The organism is Pseudomonas sp. MF6755, from assembly GCF_016405635.1.
Lineage (GTDB): Bacteria > Pseudomonadota > Gammaproteobacteria > Pseudomonadales > Pseudomonadaceae > Aquipseudomonas > Aquipseudomonas haemolytica.
Window position 1 is genome coordinate 19,494 of sequence record NZ_JAEKDA010000011.1, and the last position, 17,507, is coordinate 37,000.

At 61.3% G+C, this 17,507-nt stretch carries 19 protein-coding genes; 12 read left to right on the forward strand and 7 right to left on the reverse strand.

Translation table 11 applies throughout. The annotated features are described in order from the left end of the window. Positions 1-2: 2 nt before the first annotated feature. From hflC to cfaB, 7 genes are all read left to right on the forward strand, one after another. Positions 3-998 carry a protease modulator HflC gene (gene hflC / locus JFT66_RS15930; protein ID WP_161793240.1) on the forward strand — a complete coding sequence of 332 codons (996 nt, stop codon included), beginning with the start codon at positions 3-5 and terminating at the stop codon, positions 996-998. Continuing rightward, positions 995-2,029, forward strand: coding sequence for a protease modulator HflK (gene hflK, locus JFT66_RS15935; protein ID WP_198859610.1), 1,035 nt, complete (start codon positions 995-997; stop codon positions 2,027-2,029). The genes hflC and hflK overlap by 4 nt, the downstream gene beginning before the upstream one ends. Then, positions 2,026-3,912, forward strand: a complete 1,887-nt coding sequence (locus JFT66_RS15940; RefSeq protein WP_198859611.1) for a cation-translocating P-type ATPase — start codon at positions 2,026-2,028, stop codon at positions 3,910-3,912. The genes hflK and JFT66_RS15940 overlap by 4 nt, the downstream gene beginning before the upstream one ends. Before the next feature lie 116 nt (positions 3,913-4,028). After that, positions 4,029-4,283, forward strand: coding sequence for a BufA2 family periplasmic bufferin-type metallophore (bufA2, locus tag JFT66_RS15945; protein ID WP_034116529.1), 255 nt, complete (start codon positions 4,029-4,031; stop codon positions 4,281-4,283). A gap of 66 nt (positions 4,284-4,349) precedes the next feature. Further along, positions 4,350-5,195 (forward strand): MNIO family bufferin maturase, encoded by an 846-nt coding sequence (gene bufB / locus JFT66_RS15950; protein ID WP_198859612.1) that lies wholly within the window; start codon positions 4,350-4,352, stop codon positions 5,193-5,195. Beyond that, the gene (locus JFT66_RS15955) at positions 5,186-5,974 is read left to right on the forward strand and encodes an HvfC/BufC family peptide modification chaperone (RefSeq protein ID WP_198859613.1); all 789 of its coding nucleotides are present in this window, start codon (positions 5,186-5,188) and stop codon (positions 5,972-5,974) included. Before bufB ends, JFT66_RS15955 begins: the two co-directional genes overlap by 10 nt. Before the next feature lie 85 nt (positions 5,975-6,059). Beyond that, entirely contained in the window at positions 6,060-7,244 is a 1,185-nt protein-coding gene (cfaB, locus tag JFT66_RS15960; protein WP_034116526.1) for a C17 cyclopropane fatty acid synthase CfaB, read from the forward strand. Positions 7,245-7,382: 138 nt separating this feature from the next. Here the strand turns inward: cfaB and cls are convergent, their stop codons facing one another. Then, complete coding sequence (cls, locus tag JFT66_RS15965; protein WP_034116525.1) at positions 7,383-8,822, reverse strand: cardiolipin synthase; 1,440 nt, start codon at positions 8,820-8,822, stop codon at positions 7,383-7,385. A 130-nt stretch (positions 8,823-8,952) separates the two neighbouring features. Here cls and JFT66_RS15970 point away from each other — a divergent pair, with 130 nt between their 5' ends. Next, positions 8,953-9,474, forward strand: a complete 522-nt coding sequence (locus JFT66_RS15970) for a DUF3617 domain-containing protein (protein WP_198859614.1) — start codon at positions 8,953-8,955, stop codon at positions 9,472-9,474. Between the two features lie 17 nt (positions 9,475-9,491). Here the strand turns inward: JFT66_RS15970 and JFT66_RS15975 are convergent, their stop codons facing one another. Genes JFT66_RS15975 through folE2 form a run of 5 tightly spaced genes read right to left on the reverse strand, consistent with a single transcriptional unit; the run spans position 9,492 to position 13,366 of the window. Then, positions 9,492-10,052 (reverse strand): gamma carbonic anhydrase family protein, encoded by a 561-nt coding sequence (locus JFT66_RS15975; protein ID WP_005792581.1) that lies wholly within the window; start codon positions 10,050-10,052, stop codon positions 9,492-9,494. Next, entirely contained in the window at positions 10,049-10,927 is an 879-nt protein-coding gene (locus JFT66_RS15980) for a metal ABC transporter substrate-binding protein (protein WP_198859615.1), read from the reverse strand. Before JFT66_RS15980 ends, JFT66_RS15975 begins: the two co-directional genes overlap by 4 nt. 11 nt (positions 10,928-10,938) lie before the next feature. Beyond that, the gene (locus tag JFT66_RS15985) at positions 10,939-11,805 is read right to left on the reverse strand and encodes a metal ABC transporter permease (RefSeq protein WP_034116521.1); all 867 of its coding nucleotides are present in this window, start codon (positions 11,803-11,805) and stop codon (positions 10,939-10,941) included. Further along, the gene (locus JFT66_RS15990; RefSeq protein ID WP_198859616.1) at positions 11,805-12,473 is read right to left on the reverse strand and encodes a metal ABC transporter ATP-binding protein; all 669 of its coding nucleotides are present in this window, start codon (positions 12,471-12,473) and stop codon (positions 11,805-11,807) included. Before JFT66_RS15990 ends, JFT66_RS15985 begins: the two co-directional genes overlap by 1 nt. After that, positions 12,470-13,366: a GTP cyclohydrolase FolE2 gene (gene folE2 / locus JFT66_RS15995; protein WP_198859617.1), complete on the reverse strand. Its 897-nt coding sequence runs from the start codon at positions 13,364-13,366 to the stop codon at positions 12,470-12,472. Before folE2 ends, JFT66_RS15990 begins: the two co-directional genes overlap by 4 nt. Before the next feature lie 128 nt (positions 13,367-13,494). Between folE2 and JFT66_RS16000 the strand changes: the two genes are divergently transcribed. Then, positions 13,495-14,706, forward strand: a complete 1,212-nt coding sequence (locus JFT66_RS16000; protein WP_034116518.1) for an N-acetylmuramoyl-L-alanine amidase — start codon at positions 13,495-13,497, stop codon at positions 14,704-14,706. On the opposite strand, the gene JFT66_RS16005 is transcribed toward JFT66_RS16000, so the two are convergent. Further along, positions 14,703-15,071: a hypothetical protein gene (locus tag JFT66_RS16005; RefSeq protein ID WP_034116517.1), complete on the reverse strand. Its 369-nt coding sequence runs from the start codon at positions 15,069-15,071 to the stop codon at positions 14,703-14,705. The genes JFT66_RS16000 and JFT66_RS16005 overlap by 4 nt on opposite strands. A gap of 127 nt (positions 15,072-15,198) precedes the next feature. Here JFT66_RS16005 and dksA point away from each other — a divergent pair, with 127 nt between their 5' ends. The 3 genes from dksA to JFT66_RS16020 are packed head-to-tail and all read left to right on the forward strand — an operon-like array spanning position 15,199 to position 17,480. Then, the gene (dksA, locus tag JFT66_RS16010; protein ID WP_034116516.1) at positions 15,199-15,603 is read left to right on the forward strand and encodes an RNA polymerase-binding protein DksA; all 405 of its coding nucleotides are present in this window, start codon (positions 15,199-15,201) and stop codon (positions 15,601-15,603) included. 27 nt (positions 15,604-15,630) lie between these two features. Next, positions 15,631-16,836 (forward strand): zinc metallochaperone GTPase ZigA, encoded by a 1,206-nt coding sequence (gene zigA / locus JFT66_RS16015; RefSeq protein WP_198859618.1) that lies wholly within the window; start codon positions 15,631-15,633, stop codon positions 16,834-16,836. Continuing rightward, a complete protein-coding gene (locus JFT66_RS16020) occupies positions 16,836-17,480 on the forward strand; it encodes a DUF1826 domain-containing protein (RefSeq protein WP_153837308.1) in 645 nt (214 codons plus the stop codon). Before zigA ends, JFT66_RS16020 begins: the two co-directional genes overlap by 1 nt. Positions 17,481-17,507 lie beyond the last annotated feature (27 nt).

The following is a 17,507-nucleotide window of genomic DNA, read 5'->3' on the forward strand; positions in this document are numbered from 1 at the left end:
GTCTGTTGAGCGCTCATTCTCACGATCACGGTCATCACCACCATCACGGCCACCACCATCACCATCACGGCGATGAGCAGGCGGCCGGGCCGTTCCCTTGGCGCCGCATGGCCTGGGCGGTGTTGCTGGTGCTGTTTGCCGTGGCAGCGGCAAGCCTGGTGCAGGTGCGTTCCGGCGAGGCCACGGTGATTACCCGCTTCGGCAACCCTGCACGGGTGCTGCTGGAGCCGGGCCTTGGCTGGCGCTGGCCGGCGCCGTTCGAAGCGGCGATCCCGGTGGACCTGCGCCTGCGCACCACGTCCAGCGGCTTGCAGGATGTGGGCACCCGCGATGGCCTGCGGATTATCGTGCAGGCCTATGTGGCGTGGCAGGTGCAGGGCGATGCCGACAATGTGCAGCGCTTCATGCGCGCGGTGCAGAACCAGCCGGATGAAGCGGCGCGGCAGATTCGTACCTTTGTCGGTTCGGCGCTGGAAACCACCGCAGCCAGCTTTGACCTGTCCAGCTTGATCAACACCGATGCCAGCCAAGTGCGCATCGCCGATTTCGAAGCGCAGTTGCGCCAGCAGATTGATCAACAATTGCTCACCACCTATGGCGTGCGTGTGGCGCAGGTCGGCATCGAGCGTCTGACGTTGCCGTCGGTGACCCTCACCGCCACGGTTGACCGCATGCGCGCCGAGCGTGAAACCATCGCCACCGAGCGCACAGCCGTGGGCAAGCGCGAAGCGGCGCAAATCCGTTCTGCCGCCGAGCGCGATGCGCGCATTGTGCAGGCCGATGCCACGGTGAAAGCCGCCGAGATCGAAGCGCAATCGCGGGTCGAAGCCGCGCAGATTTATGGCCGCGCCTACGCCGGTAATCCGCAGCTGTACAACCTGCTGCGTTCGCTGGACACCTTGGGCACAGTGGTCACGCCGGGTACCAAGATCATCCTGCGCACTGACGCCGCGCCGTTCCGCGCCCTGGTGGACGGGCCGAAGGACATCCAGCCATGAGCGAGCGTGACAGCCCGGACAGCCCATGGATCCAGGCTGGGCGCCTGACCTTCCTGGCGCTGTACGCGGTCACCGTATTGGCGGCGTTGGCCTGGGCCTTTTCCAATGTGCGCCAGATCGACCCGCAGAACCGTGCGGTGGTCCTGCATTTCGGCGCCCTTGATCGCATTCAGAACGCCGGGCTGTTGCTGGCCTGGCCGCAGCCCTTCGAGCAAGTAGTACTGCTGCCGGCGGCGGACCGGGTGATCGAGCGCCGGGTGGAAAACCTGTTGCGTTCCGATGCGGCGCTGCAGGCTGATCGCGTGGCCAGTTTCGCCACGCCATTGAGCGATGCCCTGGCCGGTTCCGGCTACCTGTTGACCGGCGATGCCGGCGTGGTGCAGTTGGATGTGCGGGTGTTTTACAAGGTGACCGAGCCCTACGCCTTCGTGTTGCAGGGCGACCATGTGCTGCCCGCCCTGGATCGGCTGGTGACGCGCAGCGCCGTGGCCCTCACTGCGGCGCGGGATCTGGACACTATTCTGGTGGCGCGCCCGGAACTGATCGGCAGCGACAATGGCGCCGCCGAACGTCGTGAGCGACTGCGCGGCGACCTGGTGCAAGGCATCAATAAGCGCCTGGCGCAGTTGGCAGTCAGCGGTTTGGGCCTGGGCATCGAAGTCACCCGCGTCGATGTGCAATCGAGCCTGCCGGGCCCGGCGGTAAATGCCTTCAATGCGGTGCTGACCGCCAGCCAGCAAGCCGACAAAGCGGTAGCCAACGCCCGCACCGAAGCAGAAAAGCTCACCCAGACCGCGAACCAGGAGGCTGACCGCCAGGTGCAAGTCGCCCACGCCCAGGCCAGCGAGCGCCTGGCCAGTGCCCAGGCGCAAACCGCCACCGTCGCCAGCCTGGCCCAGGTAAAAGACCCTGGATTGCTGTTGCGCCTGTACCGCGAGCGCATGCCGAAGATTCTCGGCCAGGCAGGTTCCGTGACAACGGTCGATCCCAAAGACGACTCCCGCTTGATCATCCAGGGAGCCGAACAATGAGCGCACCTATGCTGACCACCGCGGAACAGCGCAGCGCTGCCCGCCAATTGACCCTGGCCATGCTCGCCTTGGGGCTGCTGGTACTGGGCCTGGTGTGGCGCTGGCTGGCGCCGGACCAGAGCGGTGTGAGCCAGTTGTTGCTTGTCGTGGCGTCGCTGTTGGTGGCGGTGCCGGTGATGCGTTCGGCCTGGTACAGCCTGCGCTTCCCCAGCCTGCACGGCATCACCGACCAATTGATCGCCCTGGCCATGCTCGGCGCCTGGGCCACCGGCGATCTGCTCACCGCCGCGCTGCTGCCGATCATCATGATCTTCGGCCATGTGCTGGAAGAGCGCAGCGTGATCGGCTCCCAAGAAGCGATCCATGCCCTGGGCAAACTTACCCGCAGTCACGCGCGCCTGGTGCAGGCGGACGGCACCGTCACCGAAGTGGATAACGGCACGCTGAACACCGGCGATATCGTCGAAGTGCGCGCCGGTGATCGCGTGCCGGCCGATGGCGTGGTGCTGTCCGGCCAGGCGAGCCTGGACACGGCGCCGATCACGGGTGAGTCGGTACCGTTGGAAGCCAGCGCTGGCGTGCAGGTGTTCGGTGGTGCGATCAACCTCGATGGCCTGTTGCGCCTTGAGGTGACGCGTACCGGCGACGAGTCGACCTTGGGCAAAGTCATCGCACTGATGCAGAACGCCGAGCGCTCCAAGCCGCCGATCACTCGGCTGCTGGAGCGTTATGCCGGCAGTTATATGGTGCTGGTGCTGTTGCTGGCGGCGGTGACCTGGTTTGTCACCAACGACGCCCAGGCAATGTTGGCGGTGCTGGTGGCGGCGTGCCCGTGCGCGCTGGTGTTGTCGGCGCCGGCCACGGCGATTGCCGGGATCGCCGTGGCGGCGCGCCATGGGATTCTGATCCGCAGCTCGGCGTTTCTCGAAGAGTTGGCCGACCTGACCTCGCTGGTGGTCGACAAGACCGGCACCCTGACCTTCGGCGCCCTGCGCTTGCAGTCTATCGACACCACCGCGCCGGATCGCCAGGTGTTGCTGAACCTGGCGGCCAGCCTCGGTTCGGCGAGCAGTCACCCGGTCAGCCGAGCGTTGGCGGGGTTGGCGACCCAGGAGCAGATGCTGGTGCTTACCGACATCCGCGAGCGCCAGGGCCTGGGCGTGGTGGCACAGACCGAGCAGGGCGAAGCAGCACTGGGGCGGCCGGAGTTGTTCGAACAGTTGGGCATCGTCACTACCGGCGTACCCACCCATGACGGCCCGATAGCCGGGCTGGCGTTGAACGGGGAGTTCCTGGCCTGGCTGTTGCTGGCCGACAGTGTCAAGCCGGAGGCGCGCCAGGCCCTGCAGGAACTGCGTGAGTTGGGCCTGGGCCGCCAACTGCTGCTGACCGGCGACCGCCAAAGCGTGGCCGATAGCCTGGCGCTGGACGTGGGCATCAGTGATGTCGAAGCCCAAGCCCTGCCGGAAGACAAGCTCAACCGCGTGCTGGGGGAAATCAGCAGTGGCTTCCGGCCGATGGTGGTGGGCGATGGCATCAACGACTCCCTGGCACTCAAGGCCGGTGTGGTCGGCGTGGCGATGGGCGCGGGCGGTGCGGACATCGCCCTGGCGTCGGCGGATGTAGTGTTGATCGGCAGCGATTTGCGCCGCTTGGGCACTTGCGTGCGCTTGAGTCGCCAGTGCCGGCAGACGTTGCAGGTGAACGTGATCATCGGTTTGGGCTGGACGCTGGCCATCGTAGTGTTCGCGGCATTTGGCTGGCTCGGTGCGGCGGGCGCCATGATTGCGGCGGTGCTGCATAACCTCAGTACCTTGCTGGTACTGGGTAACGCCGGGCGTTTGTTGCGCTTCCAGGAGCCGCTGTTGAAGCTCGACGAATAATTTCAGAAATATGTGCACACGGCTGTAACGCCGATGGGGGGCCTCACTCTAGTGGTGTGTCGAGACTGCGCAATCCGTTCAGACCGACTCCACTACCGATTTATGAGGACTACACAATGAACATCAAACAAGCCGTTTCCGGTGCTGCCCTGGCTATCGCTGCTGCTTCCATGTTTGCCGGTGTCGCCACCCAGGTACAGGCTGCCGACGCACCTACGGTTCATTGCTACGGTGTCACCTCCTGCAAAGGCATGAACGATTGCAAGACCGCCGAAAACGCCTGCAAAGGTCAGGCTGTCTGCAAAGGCCACGGCTTCAAGGCCATGACCAAGGCTGCTTGCGACGAGGCTGGCGGCAAAGTCGGCGAGTAAGCGACAACCGAGTGCAACCGCAGCGGTTTCCCTGCGCCGCTGCGGGCACTTTTGCCGGAGTTCATGATGACCAATTCCTTCCCCTCCCTGGGTTATGGCCTGGGTTTACGCAACGAATACTATGAGCAGATCCTGGAGCAATCCCCTGCGGTGGATTGGTTCGAAGTGATCTCCGAGAATTATCTGGTGCAGGGCGGCAAAGCCTTGTACTACCTGGATGCGATAGCCGAGCGTTATCCCTTGGTGATGCACGGGGTGTCCTTGTCCATCGGCGGGCCCCATGCCCTTGATATCGATTACCTGAAGCAAATCAAACAGCTCGCAGAGCGCATTCAGCCGGCGTGGATTTCCGACCACCTGTGCTGGAGCCGCGGCAGCGCGCACCAGTTGCATGACCTGCTGCCTCTGCCTTACACCGAAGAAAGCCTCTACCACGTGGCCGGCCGTGTGCGTCAGGTGCAGGATGTATTGCAGCGCCCGCTGGTGCTGGAAAACGTCTCCAGCTATGTGCGCTCCAAGGCCGATGAATTCACCGAGTGGGAGTTCCTCAACGCCTTGGCCCACCTGAGCGGTTGCCAGTTGCTGTTGGACGTTAACAACGTCTACGTCAGCTCGCGTAATCATGGGTTTGATGCCTGGACGTTTATTCGCAACCTGCCGCCCGAGAGCATTCGCCAGCTGCACTTGGCGGGCCATATGGATTACGGCGACTACGTGGTCGATACCCATGACCATCCGGTGTGCGACCCGGTGTGGGCACTGTATCAGCAGACCCTGGAGCATCTAGGGCCGGTGTCTACGTTATTGGAACGCGATGACCATTTCCCGCCGTTCGAGGAGCTGCTCACCGAATTGAGCAAGGCCCGTGAACTGGGCGCAAACGCATTGGCCCGGAGATCGCTATGCGCTTGATCGACTGGCAATTGGCTTTTGAGCAGCATCTGTTGTCCGAAACATCCGTGGCCAACAGTGGCTTTGCCGCCACCTTGTTGGGTGGCCCGACACTGGATGTAGACACGGGCCTGGCGATTTACCACAACGCCTACCTGTCGCGATTGCAGGAAGTATTGCGCCATGACTTCGGTGCCATTTGGTATTGGCTGGGGGATGAAGAATTTACCTCGCTGACCGACGCCTATGTCCGTCGTTATCCTTCGGCCCATTACAGCCTGCGCTGGCTGGGCGAGCGCTTTGCGATGTTTATCCTTGAGCATTTGGTCGCTGAACAGAGTGCGCCGCTGGCGGAATTGGCGCGCCTGGAGTGGGCGTTCACCTTGGCGTTTGATGCACCACAAGGTGCGCCGCTGACCCTCGATGACATGGCGCAACTGGCGCCTGAGGACTGGCCAGCGTTGCAGGTAACCCTGGCGCCGTCAGTGCAGCAGTTGCTTTGCCGCTTCAACACGGTGGCGATCTGGCGCGCCAGCAAGGATGAATCGGAGTTCCCCGGCAGCCAGGCGCTGGAGCTGGCTCAAATCTGCCTGGTGTGGCGCTCTGAAAATGTGTGCCGCTACCGTAGCCTGGAGCCCGGTGAAGCCTGTGCACTGGCGGGGATGGTGACCACCGGTTGGAGTTTTTCAGAACTGTGCACTGAGCTGGCGGTCACTTATGCAGAGGGTGCACCACTACAGGCAGCCACGTGGCTGAAACAGTGGATCCAAGATGGTTTGCTCGAGCGCCGAGCCCCATAGAAAGGTGCTATCGATAGATAGCTTCCTACTTTGTTTAGCATGGTCTACCCTCTCAGCAGACGTCTGAAACAAGGGGGGACTATATATGCTCGCGCAACTTCCACCGGCCTTACAGAATCTTCAGCTACCGCTGCGTCTTCGACTCTGGGACGGCCATGAATTCAACTTGGGCCCCGAGCCCAGTGTGACCATCGTGGTCAAGGACCCCACGGTCGTGTCCAGGCTGACCCATCCAACGCTCGATTCACTGGGCCAAGCCTTCGTCGAGGGCAAGCTGGAGCTGGAAGGCTCCATCTCCGAGGTGATCCGGGTATGTGACGAGTTGAGTCACGCCTTGGTCGCTGACGATGAGGGCAGTCGTCCGGTACGCTCGATCCATGACAAGGCCACCGACGCGGCGGCCATTTCCTATCATTACGACCTGTCCAACGAGTTTTACCAGCTATGGCTGGACCAGGACATGGCTTACTCCTGTGGTTATTTCGAAACCGGCAGCGAGTCCATCGACCAGGCCCAACAGGACAAATTCCGCCACTTGTGCCGCAAGCTGCGGTTGCAGCCGGGTGAGTACCTGCTCGATGTGGGGTGCGGTTGGGGCGGACTAGCGCGGTTTGCGGCGCGGGAATTCGGGGTCAAGGTGTTTGGTATCACCTTGAGCAAGGAGCAACTGGCGCTGGCCCGGGAGCGGGTGAAAGCCGAAGGCCTGGAAGATCAGGTTGACCTGCAATTGCTCGACTACCGCGACCTGCCCCAGGACGGCCGTTTCGACAAAGTGGTGAGCGTGGGCATGTTTGAACATGTGGGCCACGCCAACCTGGCGCAATACTGCCAGACCCTGTTCGGCGCCGTGCGTGAAGGCGGCCTGGTAATGAACCATGGCATTACCGCCAAGCACACCGACGGTCGCCCGGTAGGCCGTGGCGCCGGGGAGTTCATCGAGCGCTACGTGTTCCCCAACGGCGAACTGCCGCACCTGGCGATGATGACCGCTGAGATCAGTGAAGTCGGGCTGGAGGTGGTCGATGTCGAAAGTTTGCGTTTGCACTACGCACGCACTCTGGACCACTGGAGCGAGCGCCTGGAAGACAACCTGGAAGCGGCGGCGAAAATGGTGCCGGAGCAGGCATTGCGCATCTGGCGGTTGTACCTGGCGGGTTGTGCTTATGCGTTTGCCCGGGGCTGGATCAATTTGCATCAGATCCTGGCGGTGAAACCTCACGCCGATGGTGGCCATGAACTGCCGTGGACGCGGGAAGATCTTTACCGCTGAAACACGTTTACAAAAATGATCAAGGGCTAAATGTGGGAGGGGGCTTGCTCCCGATCGCGGTGTATCAGTAACTAATCAGTTGGCTGACCCACCGCGATCGGGAGCAAGCCCCCTCCCACTTTTTCCCTATTCTGTCTGTCAGAGAATTGGTGAGATCAAGCGCGCCACCCGCATCCCCAGTTGTTGCAGGCGTCGCGTCTCGCGGCTTTCTTCCTGGCTGACTTCATGGGCCAGGGCGAAATCGTCCAATAACATGTGCTCCACCTCGCTGGCGAAGGCGGCATCTACCGTCAGCAACATCACTTCGAAATTCAGCCGGAACGAACGGTTGTCCATATTGGCACTGCCGATGGCGCTGATTTCGCTGTCCACCAACACCACCTTCTGATGCAGAAACCCTGGCTTGTAGCGGAACACCCGCACGCCTGCGCGCACCGCTTCGATGGCGTACAGGCTGGAGGCGGCATAGACGATACGGTGGTCGGGCCTTGATGGCAGCAACAGGCGCACGTCCACGCCACGCAACACCGCCAGGCGCAGGGCGGCAAATACGGCTTCATCGGGAACGAAGTACGGGCTGGTGATCCATACCCGTTCGGTCGCTGCGTGGATGGCCTCGACGAAAAACAGCGAGCAGGTTTCATACGGGTCGGCCGGGCCGCTGGCGAGCAGTTGGCAGAGCACGCCGTCCTCCGGGTAGGCGTCTGGCAGAATCAAAGGTGGCAGCTCACGCGCGGCCCAGAACCAGTCCTCGGCAAACGATTCCTGCAGGCACGCCACCACCGGGCCGGTAACCTGCACATGGGTATCGCGCCATGGTGCCAACGGCGGCTTCTTGCCCAGGTATTCATCGCCGACGTTATGCCCGCCGACAAACCCGGTGATACCGTCCACCACCACGATCTTGCGGTGGTTACGGAAGTTGACCTGGAAACGATTGAGCCAGCCGCCGCGGGTGGCGAACGCCTTGACCTGCACCCCGGCGTCGCGCAGCGATTGTACGTAGCGATGGGGCAGGGCGTGACTGCCGATGCGGTCGTACAGCACATAAATGGCCACGCCTTGGGCGGCCTTTTCCTTCAATAGGGTCTGCAACTGGCGGCCCAGCTCATCGTCATGAATGATGAAGAATTGGAACAGCACGGCAGTCTTGGCGTTGCGAATGGCCTCGAAAATCGCGCCGAAAGTGGCGTCGCCATTGATGAGCAAGCGCACTTCGTTATTGGCCAGGCACGGCATGCGGCCGAGCTTGGGCATGGCTCGCAGGGAGGCATAGGCGCTGGAGTTGCGCGCAGCGAGCGCTTCCTCTACCCACGGGCGCCAGTTCAGTTCGGTGATCGCCGTGTGCATTTCCTGGTTGGCCTGGCGGCGGGCCTGGATGTACGCGTCGAAGGTGCTGCGGCCGAAGATCAGGTAAGGGATCAGCGTCAGGTAAGGCATGAACATCAGCGACAAGGCCCAGGCGATCGAGCCTTGGGCGGTGCGGACGGTCAGTACTGCGTGGATCGCGGCGAGGGACCCGAGAACGTGCAACGTGGCAATGAAGTAGGCGAGCAGGTGCGGGCCAAAGAAATCCATGAACGACTTAACTCCAGGCAGTCCAGTGCGTAACAGACCATGAACGGCAGTGAATGTCGCTATTTTATTTGCCGTGCAACACTGGCGGCTTTGCGACGTCTAACGCCGACAATTACCCAGGAGTTACCCGATGAATGCTCGTCTGCTTGGTTTGGCCATGGTTGTTGGGTTGTCGCTGCCGGTGGCGGCGCAGGCGCAGATGCTAGCGCCAGGCTTGTGGGAATTGACCACCAGCAATATGAAGGTCGATAACCAGGAGCTGCCGGACTTGTCGCTGATCCTCGGTCAGCTCAAGCAACAGATGACCCCTGAACAACGCGCCATGCTCGAAAAGCAAGGCATCAACATGGCTGGCAAGGGTGTGCAGGTATGCTTGACCCCGGCCCAGGTTGCCTCTGATTCGATTCCCCTGACTGACCCTCAATCGGGCTGCAAACAGGAAGTGACCGACAAGAGCGGCAACCAGTGGAAATTCCGTTTCAGCTGCCCGAAAGCCCAAGGCACAGGCGTAGCGACGTTCCAGAGCCAGAAAGAATTTACCACCACCGTCAACGGTACCTTCAATGCCACCGGCATCCAGCAGAAGGGCAGCCTGGACAGCCACGCCCAGTGGCTGGGCAACGATTGCGGTACTGTTAAACCCCGCGCTTAAAGCAGGAAATGCAGGAGTCAGAACTCGTTTTGCAGGGCTTTGTAGCCGCGTACCAGGTCAACGTTCGTGCGCGCCACGTCTTCGGAAAACTCCGAGGCGCTGACACTCACCGGCGGGAATTGCGACAAGTCAGTGTTGGGCCCGATGCGGGTAGTGGAGGGCACGTAGAAGGCGGCGGGCAGGTCGCGGCCGTCGACCACCGAGTTGTGGCGCACCACGCAACCATCGCCCACGGCGCAGTTGAACAGCACGCTGTTGAAGCCGATAAACACGCGGTCACCGACCGTGCAGGGGCCGTGGACGATGGAACGGTGGGCAATAGAGGTGAACTCGCCAATGGTCACCGCCGCGCCGGACTTGGAATGGATGACCACGCCGTCCTGGATGTTGGAGTTGGCGCCGATGGTAATCGGGTCCATGGCGCCGCTGGCATCGACTTCGTCAGCGCGGATCACGGCGTAGGGGCCGACGAACACGTTCTCGCCGATGATGACTTTGCCGCAGATGATTGCGGTCTTGTCGACGTAGGCCGATTCGGCGATCACCGGCAGATCGCCGGAAGGGTTTTTACGGATCATGGCTTGCTCAAGGCTGCGCAGAGGGTGTTGAGGTTGTATTCGAAGAGGCCGATAAAGGTGCTGGCCGGGCCGGCTGCGGCGAGGGCATCGGAGTACAGCGTGCCGCCGACCTGTGCGCCGCTTTCATCAGCGATCTGCTTGAGCAGACGCGAGTCCTTGATGTTTTCCATGAACACGGCTTTGACCTTGTCCTTGCGAATCTGGGTGATCAGCGCGGCGACTTCGGCAGCCGAGGGCTCACGTTCGGTGGACAAGCCTTGGGGTGCGAGGAACTGGATGCCATAGGCCTGGCCCAGGTAGCCGAAAGCGTCATGGGAGGTGACGATGCGACGGTTACCTGGTGGCAGCGCGCCGAACTTGGCCTTGGCCTCGGCCAGCAGGCTGTGGATTTGCTTCAGGTAGGCCTGGCTGTTACGCAGGTAGGCGGTTGTGTTGGCCGGGTCGGCGGCCACCAGCGCCTTGGTGATGTTGCTCACATAGATTTCGGCGTTGGCCAGGTTGTGCCAGGCGTGTGGGTCGGGAATGGTTTCGCCATCCTCATCCATGGTGTGGGAAATCACGCCTTTGCTGGCGGTGACCACCGTAGCCTGGGTTTCGGTGCTGGTGACCAGGCGATCCAGCCATGGCTCGAAACCGAGGCCGTTCTTGATGATGACCTTGGCCTTCAGCAGCGCCTTGGCGTCATCCGGCGTGGGTTCATAGGTATGGGCGTCGGCGTCCGGGCCGACCATGTTGCTGATCTGGATGTGATCGCCACCGATCTGGTGGGTGATGTCATCGAGAATACTGAAGCTGGTGACCACCTGGAGCTTGTCTGCGGCCTGAGCCATCGAAAGCGGCAGCAGCAGACTGAGCAGCACGAGTAGAGCGCGCATCGGGAAACACCTCATTGGGATGTAAGCAAAGGCGGGCGGCGCAACAAGCCGTGCACCGGACCGAACACCACGGACAACACATACCCAGCACCCGCCACCAGCACGATCGCCGGGCCGCTGGGCAGTGAGTAGTAGAACGACAACAACAACCCCAGCCACACCGACAGGCATCCCAGCACCGCCGATACCGCGATCAGCACCGGTAGGCGCCGGCTCCAGAAGCGTGAAGCGATAGCCGGCAGCATCATCAAGCCCACCACCATTAACGCGCCGATGGCCTGGAAGCCGATCACCAGGTTCAGCACCACCAGCGTCAGGAACACGCCATGGGCCAGCGGCCCGAGGCGGCTGACGGTTTGCAGGAACAGCGGATCAAGGGTGTCGAGCAGCAGCGGTTTGTAGATCAACGCCATGGCGATCAAGCTGAAACCCGAGACCCAGAGCATGCCGGTGAGGGTGGTTTGATCCACGGCCAGGGCTGAACCGAACAGCAGGTGCAGCAGGTCCAGGCGCTTGCCGGCCAGGCCCAGGATCAGCACACCGGCGGCGAGGGAGATGGGGTAGATGGCGGCGAGGCTGGCGTCTTCGCGCAGACCGGTGCGGCGGGTTATCCACGCGGCCAGGCCGGCCATGCCCAGACCGGCGCCCAGGCCGCCGATGGTCAGCGCGGGCAGGCTCAGCCCGGCAAACCAGAAGCCCAGCGCTGCGCCTGGCAGGATGCCGTGGGCGACCGCGTCACCGATCAAGCTCATGCGCCGCAGGATCAGAAACACCCCCAGCGGTGCGGTGCTGCAGGCGAGCACCAACCCGCCGATAAGCGCGCGGCGCATAAAGACGAAGTCATGGAACGGCATCCACAGCTGGGCGGTGAGGTGCATCAGGCTACCTGCATATGCGGTTGCGGGCGGATCAGCGCTTGGCTGGGGCCGAATACGCAGCCGGTGTTTTTGACTTGTACCACCTGCGGGGTGTGGTGACGCACAGACGCCAGGTCATGGCAGACGACCACCAGCGTGCGGCCTTCGTTGTGCCAGGCGTGGATGTGTTTCCAGCACAGCGCCTGGCCGTCCTCGTCGAGGGCCGCGTGGGGTTCGTCGAGCAGCAGGATGGGCGCGTCGGCCAGGCTCATGCGGGCGAGCAGGGCGCGTTGCAATTCGCCACCGGACAATGCCATCAACGGTCGATGTTCAAGACCACTGAGGCACCAGTCTTCCAATACCGCTTGCAGGCGTTGGCTGCGTTGTTGCGCAGTGTGCTGGGTACCCCAGAAGCCGGCGGCGACCAGCTCTTGCAGGCTGATGGGGAACTGGCGATCCAAGTGTTGCTGCTGGGGCAGGAACGACAGGCCGCCGCGGCGTGGAACACCCACGGTGACTTTGCCCGCCAGCGGCTTTTGCAAGCCGGCAATGACTTTGAGCAGGCTGCTCTTGCCGGTGCCGTTGGCACCGATGATGCCGGTGAGGCTGCCTTTTTCCAGCGTCAAGTCTAGCGCCGGCGTCAGTGGTTGCCCGGGGGCGCCCCAGCGTAAAGCGTCGCAGGTGATCATGCAGAGTCTCTCGTCCAGCGGCTTTCAGCCACGGCATCGTGCGCGTGCAGGCTTTCGGCGTGGATCACTTTGAGGTGGAAGGCTTTGACGGCGTCCGAGCGTTTCAAGGCGAGGTTCAAACGGCGAGCGGCGTCTTCGCAGAACATCAGGTTCTGCCCATTGGCCAGGGCGAAGGCTTGTTCGTCCGCACGTTTCACCGCGGTTTGCACGGCGGTGCCGAGGGCGGCTTCGGCGCTGTTGATCAGCTCGGTTAGCGGCAGATCGGGCAGCTGTTCATCCAGTTGGATGGTTAGCTGTGCACTGCTGCGTTGGCTGTGAGGTGTGGCGACAACGCCGTTGGCGCTGCCGAGCCAAGTCAACACGTCTTCGTGCTGCAACGGCGTATTGGCGAAATCCTCGAGAAACTGCTGCTGAATCAACTGCCTGGCGAGGGCGGCGGAGCATGGGCACGTTGAGGAATAAGTAACGTCAATTTTTAGTTCCACGTGGAACATCTGGTTTTCCAGACGTGCCTCGATGCTCACCGGGTAGCCTTTCCATCCAGCTAATGGGCTGACCAGTGCCGGGCGTTTAAGCAGCACATCGGTGTAGATGCGCAGGTAGGCGTTCTTAGATAAACCTTCATGACTGTCGAGAAATCGAAGCAGTACATTACGCAGAAGTGCAGGTGTAAGCGGCTGCTGGTCGAGCATCTCCAAGGCCAGGTAAAGGCGTGACATATGAATGCCACGGGCCGTGCCGTCGTCCAGGCTCACGCCTGCATCGGCGGTGGCGGTCAGGCGCTGACCGTCAATCAGGATAGGCAAGGCGATGCCGCACATGCCCACCCAGTCGAGTGGCAAGGCTTGGCGTGAAGCCTGCGCGGCGATATCCGGCAGAGTCAGCGCATTCATAGACAGGTCCATCGTTGGAAATAATTAGTCATGTTATAGTATAACAATTACCGTTACGATGAAATTTCTGATCCAGCCTTTATTCAGTCATGTCGAGTAGGGACGCTCCTTTATCTGCGGTATATGCCATGCACCGACGTCAGCTCCTCAACCTGCTGCTGGTCAGCCCCCTGTTCACTTTGCCTTTAGGGGCCTACGCCACGCAGATTCGCAATGCACGCGTGTGGCGCTCGGACGACAAGCTGCGTTTAGTGTTCGATCTCAGTGGCCCGGTGCAATACAAGACTTTTTCCCTGACTGCACCGGATCGCTTGATCATCGACTTGAGTGGTGCCGGCCTCAGTGGCGACTTCTCCCAGCTGGCGCTGAAGAACAGTGGGATTACCTCGATCCGTTCCGGGCATTTTGGTAAGAGCGATACGCGCATCGTGTTGGACTTGGTCGCGCCGATGCAGCTCAACAGCTTCGTGCTGCCGCCCCAGGATGGACAAGGTCACCGCTTGGTATTGGACCTGACCAGTGTTACTCGCGCACCCCGTCAAATCGCTGCTGAGCCCTTGCCGTTAGTGGCGCCGGTGGGCAAGGGGCACCCAAAACGCGACATCATTGTGGTGGTCGATCCCGGCCATGGCGGCAAGGACCCAGGCGCCGTCGGTTCCAAGGGCCAGCGCGAAAAAGATGTGGTGCTGTCGATTGCCCAGTTGCTGGCTAAGCGCTTGAAACGCGAAAAGGGCTTTGACGTAAAACTGGTGCGCAATGACGACTTCTTTGTGCCTTTGCGCAAGCGCGTGGACATCGCTCGCCAGCACAAGGCCGATATGTTCATTTCGGTGCATGCCGACGCCGCGCCACGGCTTACCGCATCGGGCGCTTCGGTGTATGCGTTGTCTGAAGGCGGCGCCACCTCCGCCACGGCGCGTTTCATGGCCCAGCGCGAAAACGGCGCAGACCTGCTGGGCGCCACCACCTTGCTCAATCTGAAGGACAAAGACCCGATGCTGGCCGGGGTGATTCTCGACATGTCGATGAACGCTACCATCGCCTCCAGCCTGCAACTGGGCAGCTCGGTATTGGGCAGCCTGCAAAGCATCACCAGCTTGCATCAGAAGCGCGTCGAGCAGGCAGGGTTCGCGGTACTCAAGTCACCGGACGTGCCTTCGATCCTGGTGGAAACCGGGTTTATCTCCAACGCTCGAGACGCCCAGCGGCTAGTGACGGCACGTCATCAACAGGCGGTGGCGGACGGCCTTTTCGAAGGTCTGAAAAATTATTTCCAGAAGAACCCACCAATGAACAGCTACATGGCGTGGGTGCAGGAGCAGAAGAAAGGCCAGGCCTAGCAGCCGGTCAGTCGGCTGCAGGTGAATTTGGCGCTGGCGCCACCTGAGCTGGAAAACCGGTTGATGGTGGTCCAGCCCACGCGCCGCGTGTAACCAACCCACGCCTCACCATCGGATGCCAAGCCGGTAAAGAAAGTCAGCTGCCCATAGCGGCTGTTGGTCTGCGCCCAGTAGCGTTTGCCGATCACTTCAAAACCGCGCAGATACGTCGTGCTTCCCACGGTCGCCACGCTGTAGGCATTCCCCAACGGGTCCACGCAAGCCAGCAGGTTGGCGCTGCGCGTGCAGTTAGCCAAAAGGCTGGGCGCTTGGGCACAGGCCGGCCCTGCGGCTACCAATAGCAGGGTGCACAAGAGGTATCTCATTGAGGTTCTCGGAATGTTTAACCTGATCAAGCATTGCGCCCTTCGTCGCGACGAGCAAGGGAGATTGGCTTATTTGTGTTGTTATACTATAACATTAAAAAACAACCTGACCCGTGAACCGCTTCCCATGACCGAACAAGGCCTCCTGGCCCAACCACCCGCCGCTTACATGAATGACGTCCAGCAAGGTTTCTTCCGTGAGCTGCTGCTGACTCAGCGCTACGAACTCCAAGCACGCATTGAAGCCGAGTTCCTGATACTGCGCGAGCAGGAAACCAACAGCGACCTGGCGGATATCGGCAGTGCCGAAGAGCAACGCCAATGGCAACTGCGCCTGCTGGAGCGGGAAAAGAAGCTGTTGGACAAGATCGATGACGCCCTGGAACTGTTGGCCCGCGGTGAATACGGCTGGTGCCGTGAAACCGGTGAACCCATCGGCCTGCAACGCCTGCTGCTGCGCCCCACCGCGACCCTGTGTATCGAAGCCAAAGAACGTGAAGAGCTGCGCGAACGCCATAAACGGGCAGTTTGACCGGCCAACCCTGATGAGGAATACCTGATGCCCAATCGTCTCCCCGTGACCGTGTTGTCCGGCTTTCTCGGCGCCGGTAAAAGCACGCTGCTCAACTACGTCCTGCGCAATCGCGAAAACCTGCGAGTGGCGGTAATCGTCAACGACATGAGCGAAATTAACATCGACGGCAGCGAGGTGCAGCGCGACGTCACGCTCAATCGCTCGGAAAAAAAACTGGTAGAGATGAGCAACGGCTGTATCTGCTGCACCTTGCGTGAAGACTTGCTGGAAGAAGTCGCAAAGCTCGCCAAGGAAGGTCGGTTCGATTATCTGCTGATCGAATCCACGGGTATTTCCGAGCCTTTGCCGGTGGCCGAAACCTTCACTTTCCGCGATGAAAACGAGCAAAGCCTGGCCGACATCGCACGGTTGGATACCATGGTCACCGTGGTCGACGGCATGAACTTCCTGCTCGACTACCAGGCCGCCGAAAGCCTGGCTTCACGCGGCGAAACCCTTGGTGAAGAGGACGAGCGCTCCATCACAGACCTGTTGATCGAGCAGATCGAATTCGCTGACGTCATCCTGATCAGCAAGATCGATCTGATCAGTCGCCGTGAGCGCGAAGAGTTGATGGCTATTCTCGAGCGCCTCAACGCCCAGGCGGAAATCATCCCGATGGTCATGGGCGAAGTGCCGCTGCACAAGATCCTCAACACCGGCCGCTTCGACTTCGAACGTGCCGCCCAGGCCCCGGGCTGGTTACAGGAGTTGCGCGGTGAACATGTGCCGGAAACCGAAGAGTACGGCATCGCGTCCACGGCTTACCGTGCGCGCCGGCCCTTCCACCCACAGCGGTTTTTCGACTTTATCGACCGCCCGTGGGTGAACGGCAAGCTGCTGCGTTCCAAGGGCTTCTTCTGGTTGGCCAGCAAACATCAGGACGCTGGCAGTTGGTCCCAGGCCGGCGGCTTGATGCGCCATGGGTTTGCCGGGCGCTGGTGGCGCTTTGTGCCGAAAAGCCAGTGGCCTCAGGACGAAGAAAGCGTGGCGGCGATCATGGGTAACTGGCAATTGAGCACTGGTGACTGCCGCCAGGAACTGGTGTTTATCGGGCAAAACATCGACTTCAACCAGATGCGTGCCGAGCTGGATGCGTGCTTGCTCAACGATGAAGAAATGGCGCTGGGCGTCGAAGGTTGGCGTTTACTGCTCGATCCTTTTGGCCCTTGGTATGAGCAGGTAGCCTGATGTTGGCCCCGGTTATTCCCCTGCGCCCCGTGATCCGCCAGGCCCGTGGGGAAACCCCGCTGGCGCTGTCCGATATCCTCAACGATGGCATCAACCTGGCGGTTTGGCAGCGCCAACTGCCCCTGCATATCGCCGAATTCGGTGCCTTGCTGGTTGCACTCAATGAGCCGTTGGCTGAATCCTTGGTGATTGAGCTCGACAGCGAAGACGCCGTACCGAACTTGCAGGGGTTGGCGTCCAGTTGTCGCGATCTTGAGGGCTACGCCGGTTTTATCGCCGATGTGTCGTGGTTGGTCAGCGCGTTTGCCTGCCTGCTCGGCGCCAAGCGTATTGGTGTGCGTCTGCGGCTGCTGGACAAGGCCATGTGCCCGCGTTTTCACGTCGATCATGTACCGGTTCGGTTGATCACCACCTACGCCGGTATTGGCAGCCAATGGTTGCGCGAAGGCGTCATGGACCGCCGCAACCTGGGCCAAGAGGACGCCGAGCCTACCGAGCGTATCGAGCAGATCCATTGCGGCGAAGTGGCATTGCTCAAGGGTACGAAATGGCACGGTAACGAAGGGCACGGCCTGATCCACCGCTCGCCAGCGCTCCAGGCCAATGAACGGCGGTTGATCCTGACGCTGGATTGGCTGGCATAACCGGGTAGGATCAAGCTCTCTACACGG

Bases quoted from the DNA above. Each gene is read 5' to 3' on its own strand.
- hflK (WP_198859610.1), top strand. From the start codon at position 995: ATGAGCGAGCGTGACAGCCCGGACAGCCCATGGATCCAGGCTGGGCGC.
- JFT66_RS15940 (WP_198859611.1), top strand. From the start codon at position 2,026: ATGAGCGCACCTATGCTGACCACCGCGGAACAGCGCAGCGCTGCCCGC.
- bufA2 (WP_034116529.1), top strand. From the start codon at position 4,029: ATGAACATCAAACAAGCCGTTTCCGGTGCTGCCCTGGCTATCGCTGCT.
- bufB (WP_198859612.1), top strand. From the start codon at position 4,350: ATGACCAATTCCTTCCCCTCCCTGGGTTATGGCCTGGGTTTACGCAAC.
- JFT66_RS15955 (WP_198859613.1), top strand. From the start codon at position 5,186: ATGCGCTTGATCGACTGGCAATTGGCTTTTGAGCAGCATCTGTTGTCC.
- cfaB (WP_034116526.1), top strand. From the start codon at position 6,060: ATGCTCGCGCAACTTCCACCGGCCTTACAGAATCTTCAGCTACCGCTG.
- cls (WP_034116525.1), bottom strand. From the start codon at position 8,822: ATGGATTTCTTTGGCCCGCACCTGCTCGCCTACTTCATTGCCACGTTG.
- JFT66_RS15970 (WP_198859614.1), top strand. From the start codon at position 8,953: ATGAATGCTCGTCTGCTTGGTTTGGCCATGGTTGTTGGGTTGTCGCTG.
- JFT66_RS15975 (WP_005792581.1), bottom strand. From the start codon at position 10,052: ATGATCCGTAAAAACCCTTCCGGCGATCTGCCGGTGATCGCCGAATCG.
- JFT66_RS15980 (WP_198859615.1), bottom strand. From the start codon at position 10,927: ATGCGCGCTCTACTCGTGCTGCTCAGTCTGCTGCTGCCGCTTTCGATG.
- JFT66_RS15985 (WP_034116521.1), bottom strand. From the start codon at position 11,805: ATGCACCTCACCGCCCAGCTGTGGATGCCGTTCCATGACTTCGTCTTT.
- JFT66_RS15990 (WP_198859616.1), bottom strand. From the start codon at position 12,473: ATGATCACCTGCGACGCTTTACGCTGGGGCGCCCCCGGGCAACCACTG.
- folE2 (WP_198859617.1), bottom strand. From the start codon at position 13,366: ATGAATGCGCTGACTCTGCCGGATATCGCCGCGCAGGCTTCACGCCAA.
- JFT66_RS16000 (WP_034116518.1), top strand. From the start codon at position 13,495: ATGCACCGACGTCAGCTCCTCAACCTGCTGCTGGTCAGCCCCCTGTTC.
- JFT66_RS16005 (WP_034116517.1), bottom strand. From the start codon at position 15,071: ATGAGATACCTCTTGTGCACCCTGCTATTGGTAGCCGCAGGGCCGGCC.
- dksA (WP_034116516.1), top strand. From the start codon at position 15,199: ATGACCGAACAAGGCCTCCTGGCCCAACCACCCGCCGCTTACATGAAT.
- zigA (WP_198859618.1), top strand. From the start codon at position 15,631: ATGCCCAATCGTCTCCCCGTGACCGTGTTGTCCGGCTTTCTCGGCGCC.
- JFT66_RS16020 (WP_153837308.1), top strand. From the start codon at position 16,836: ATGTTGGCCCCGGTTATTCCCCTGCGCCCCGTGATCCGCCAGGCCCGT.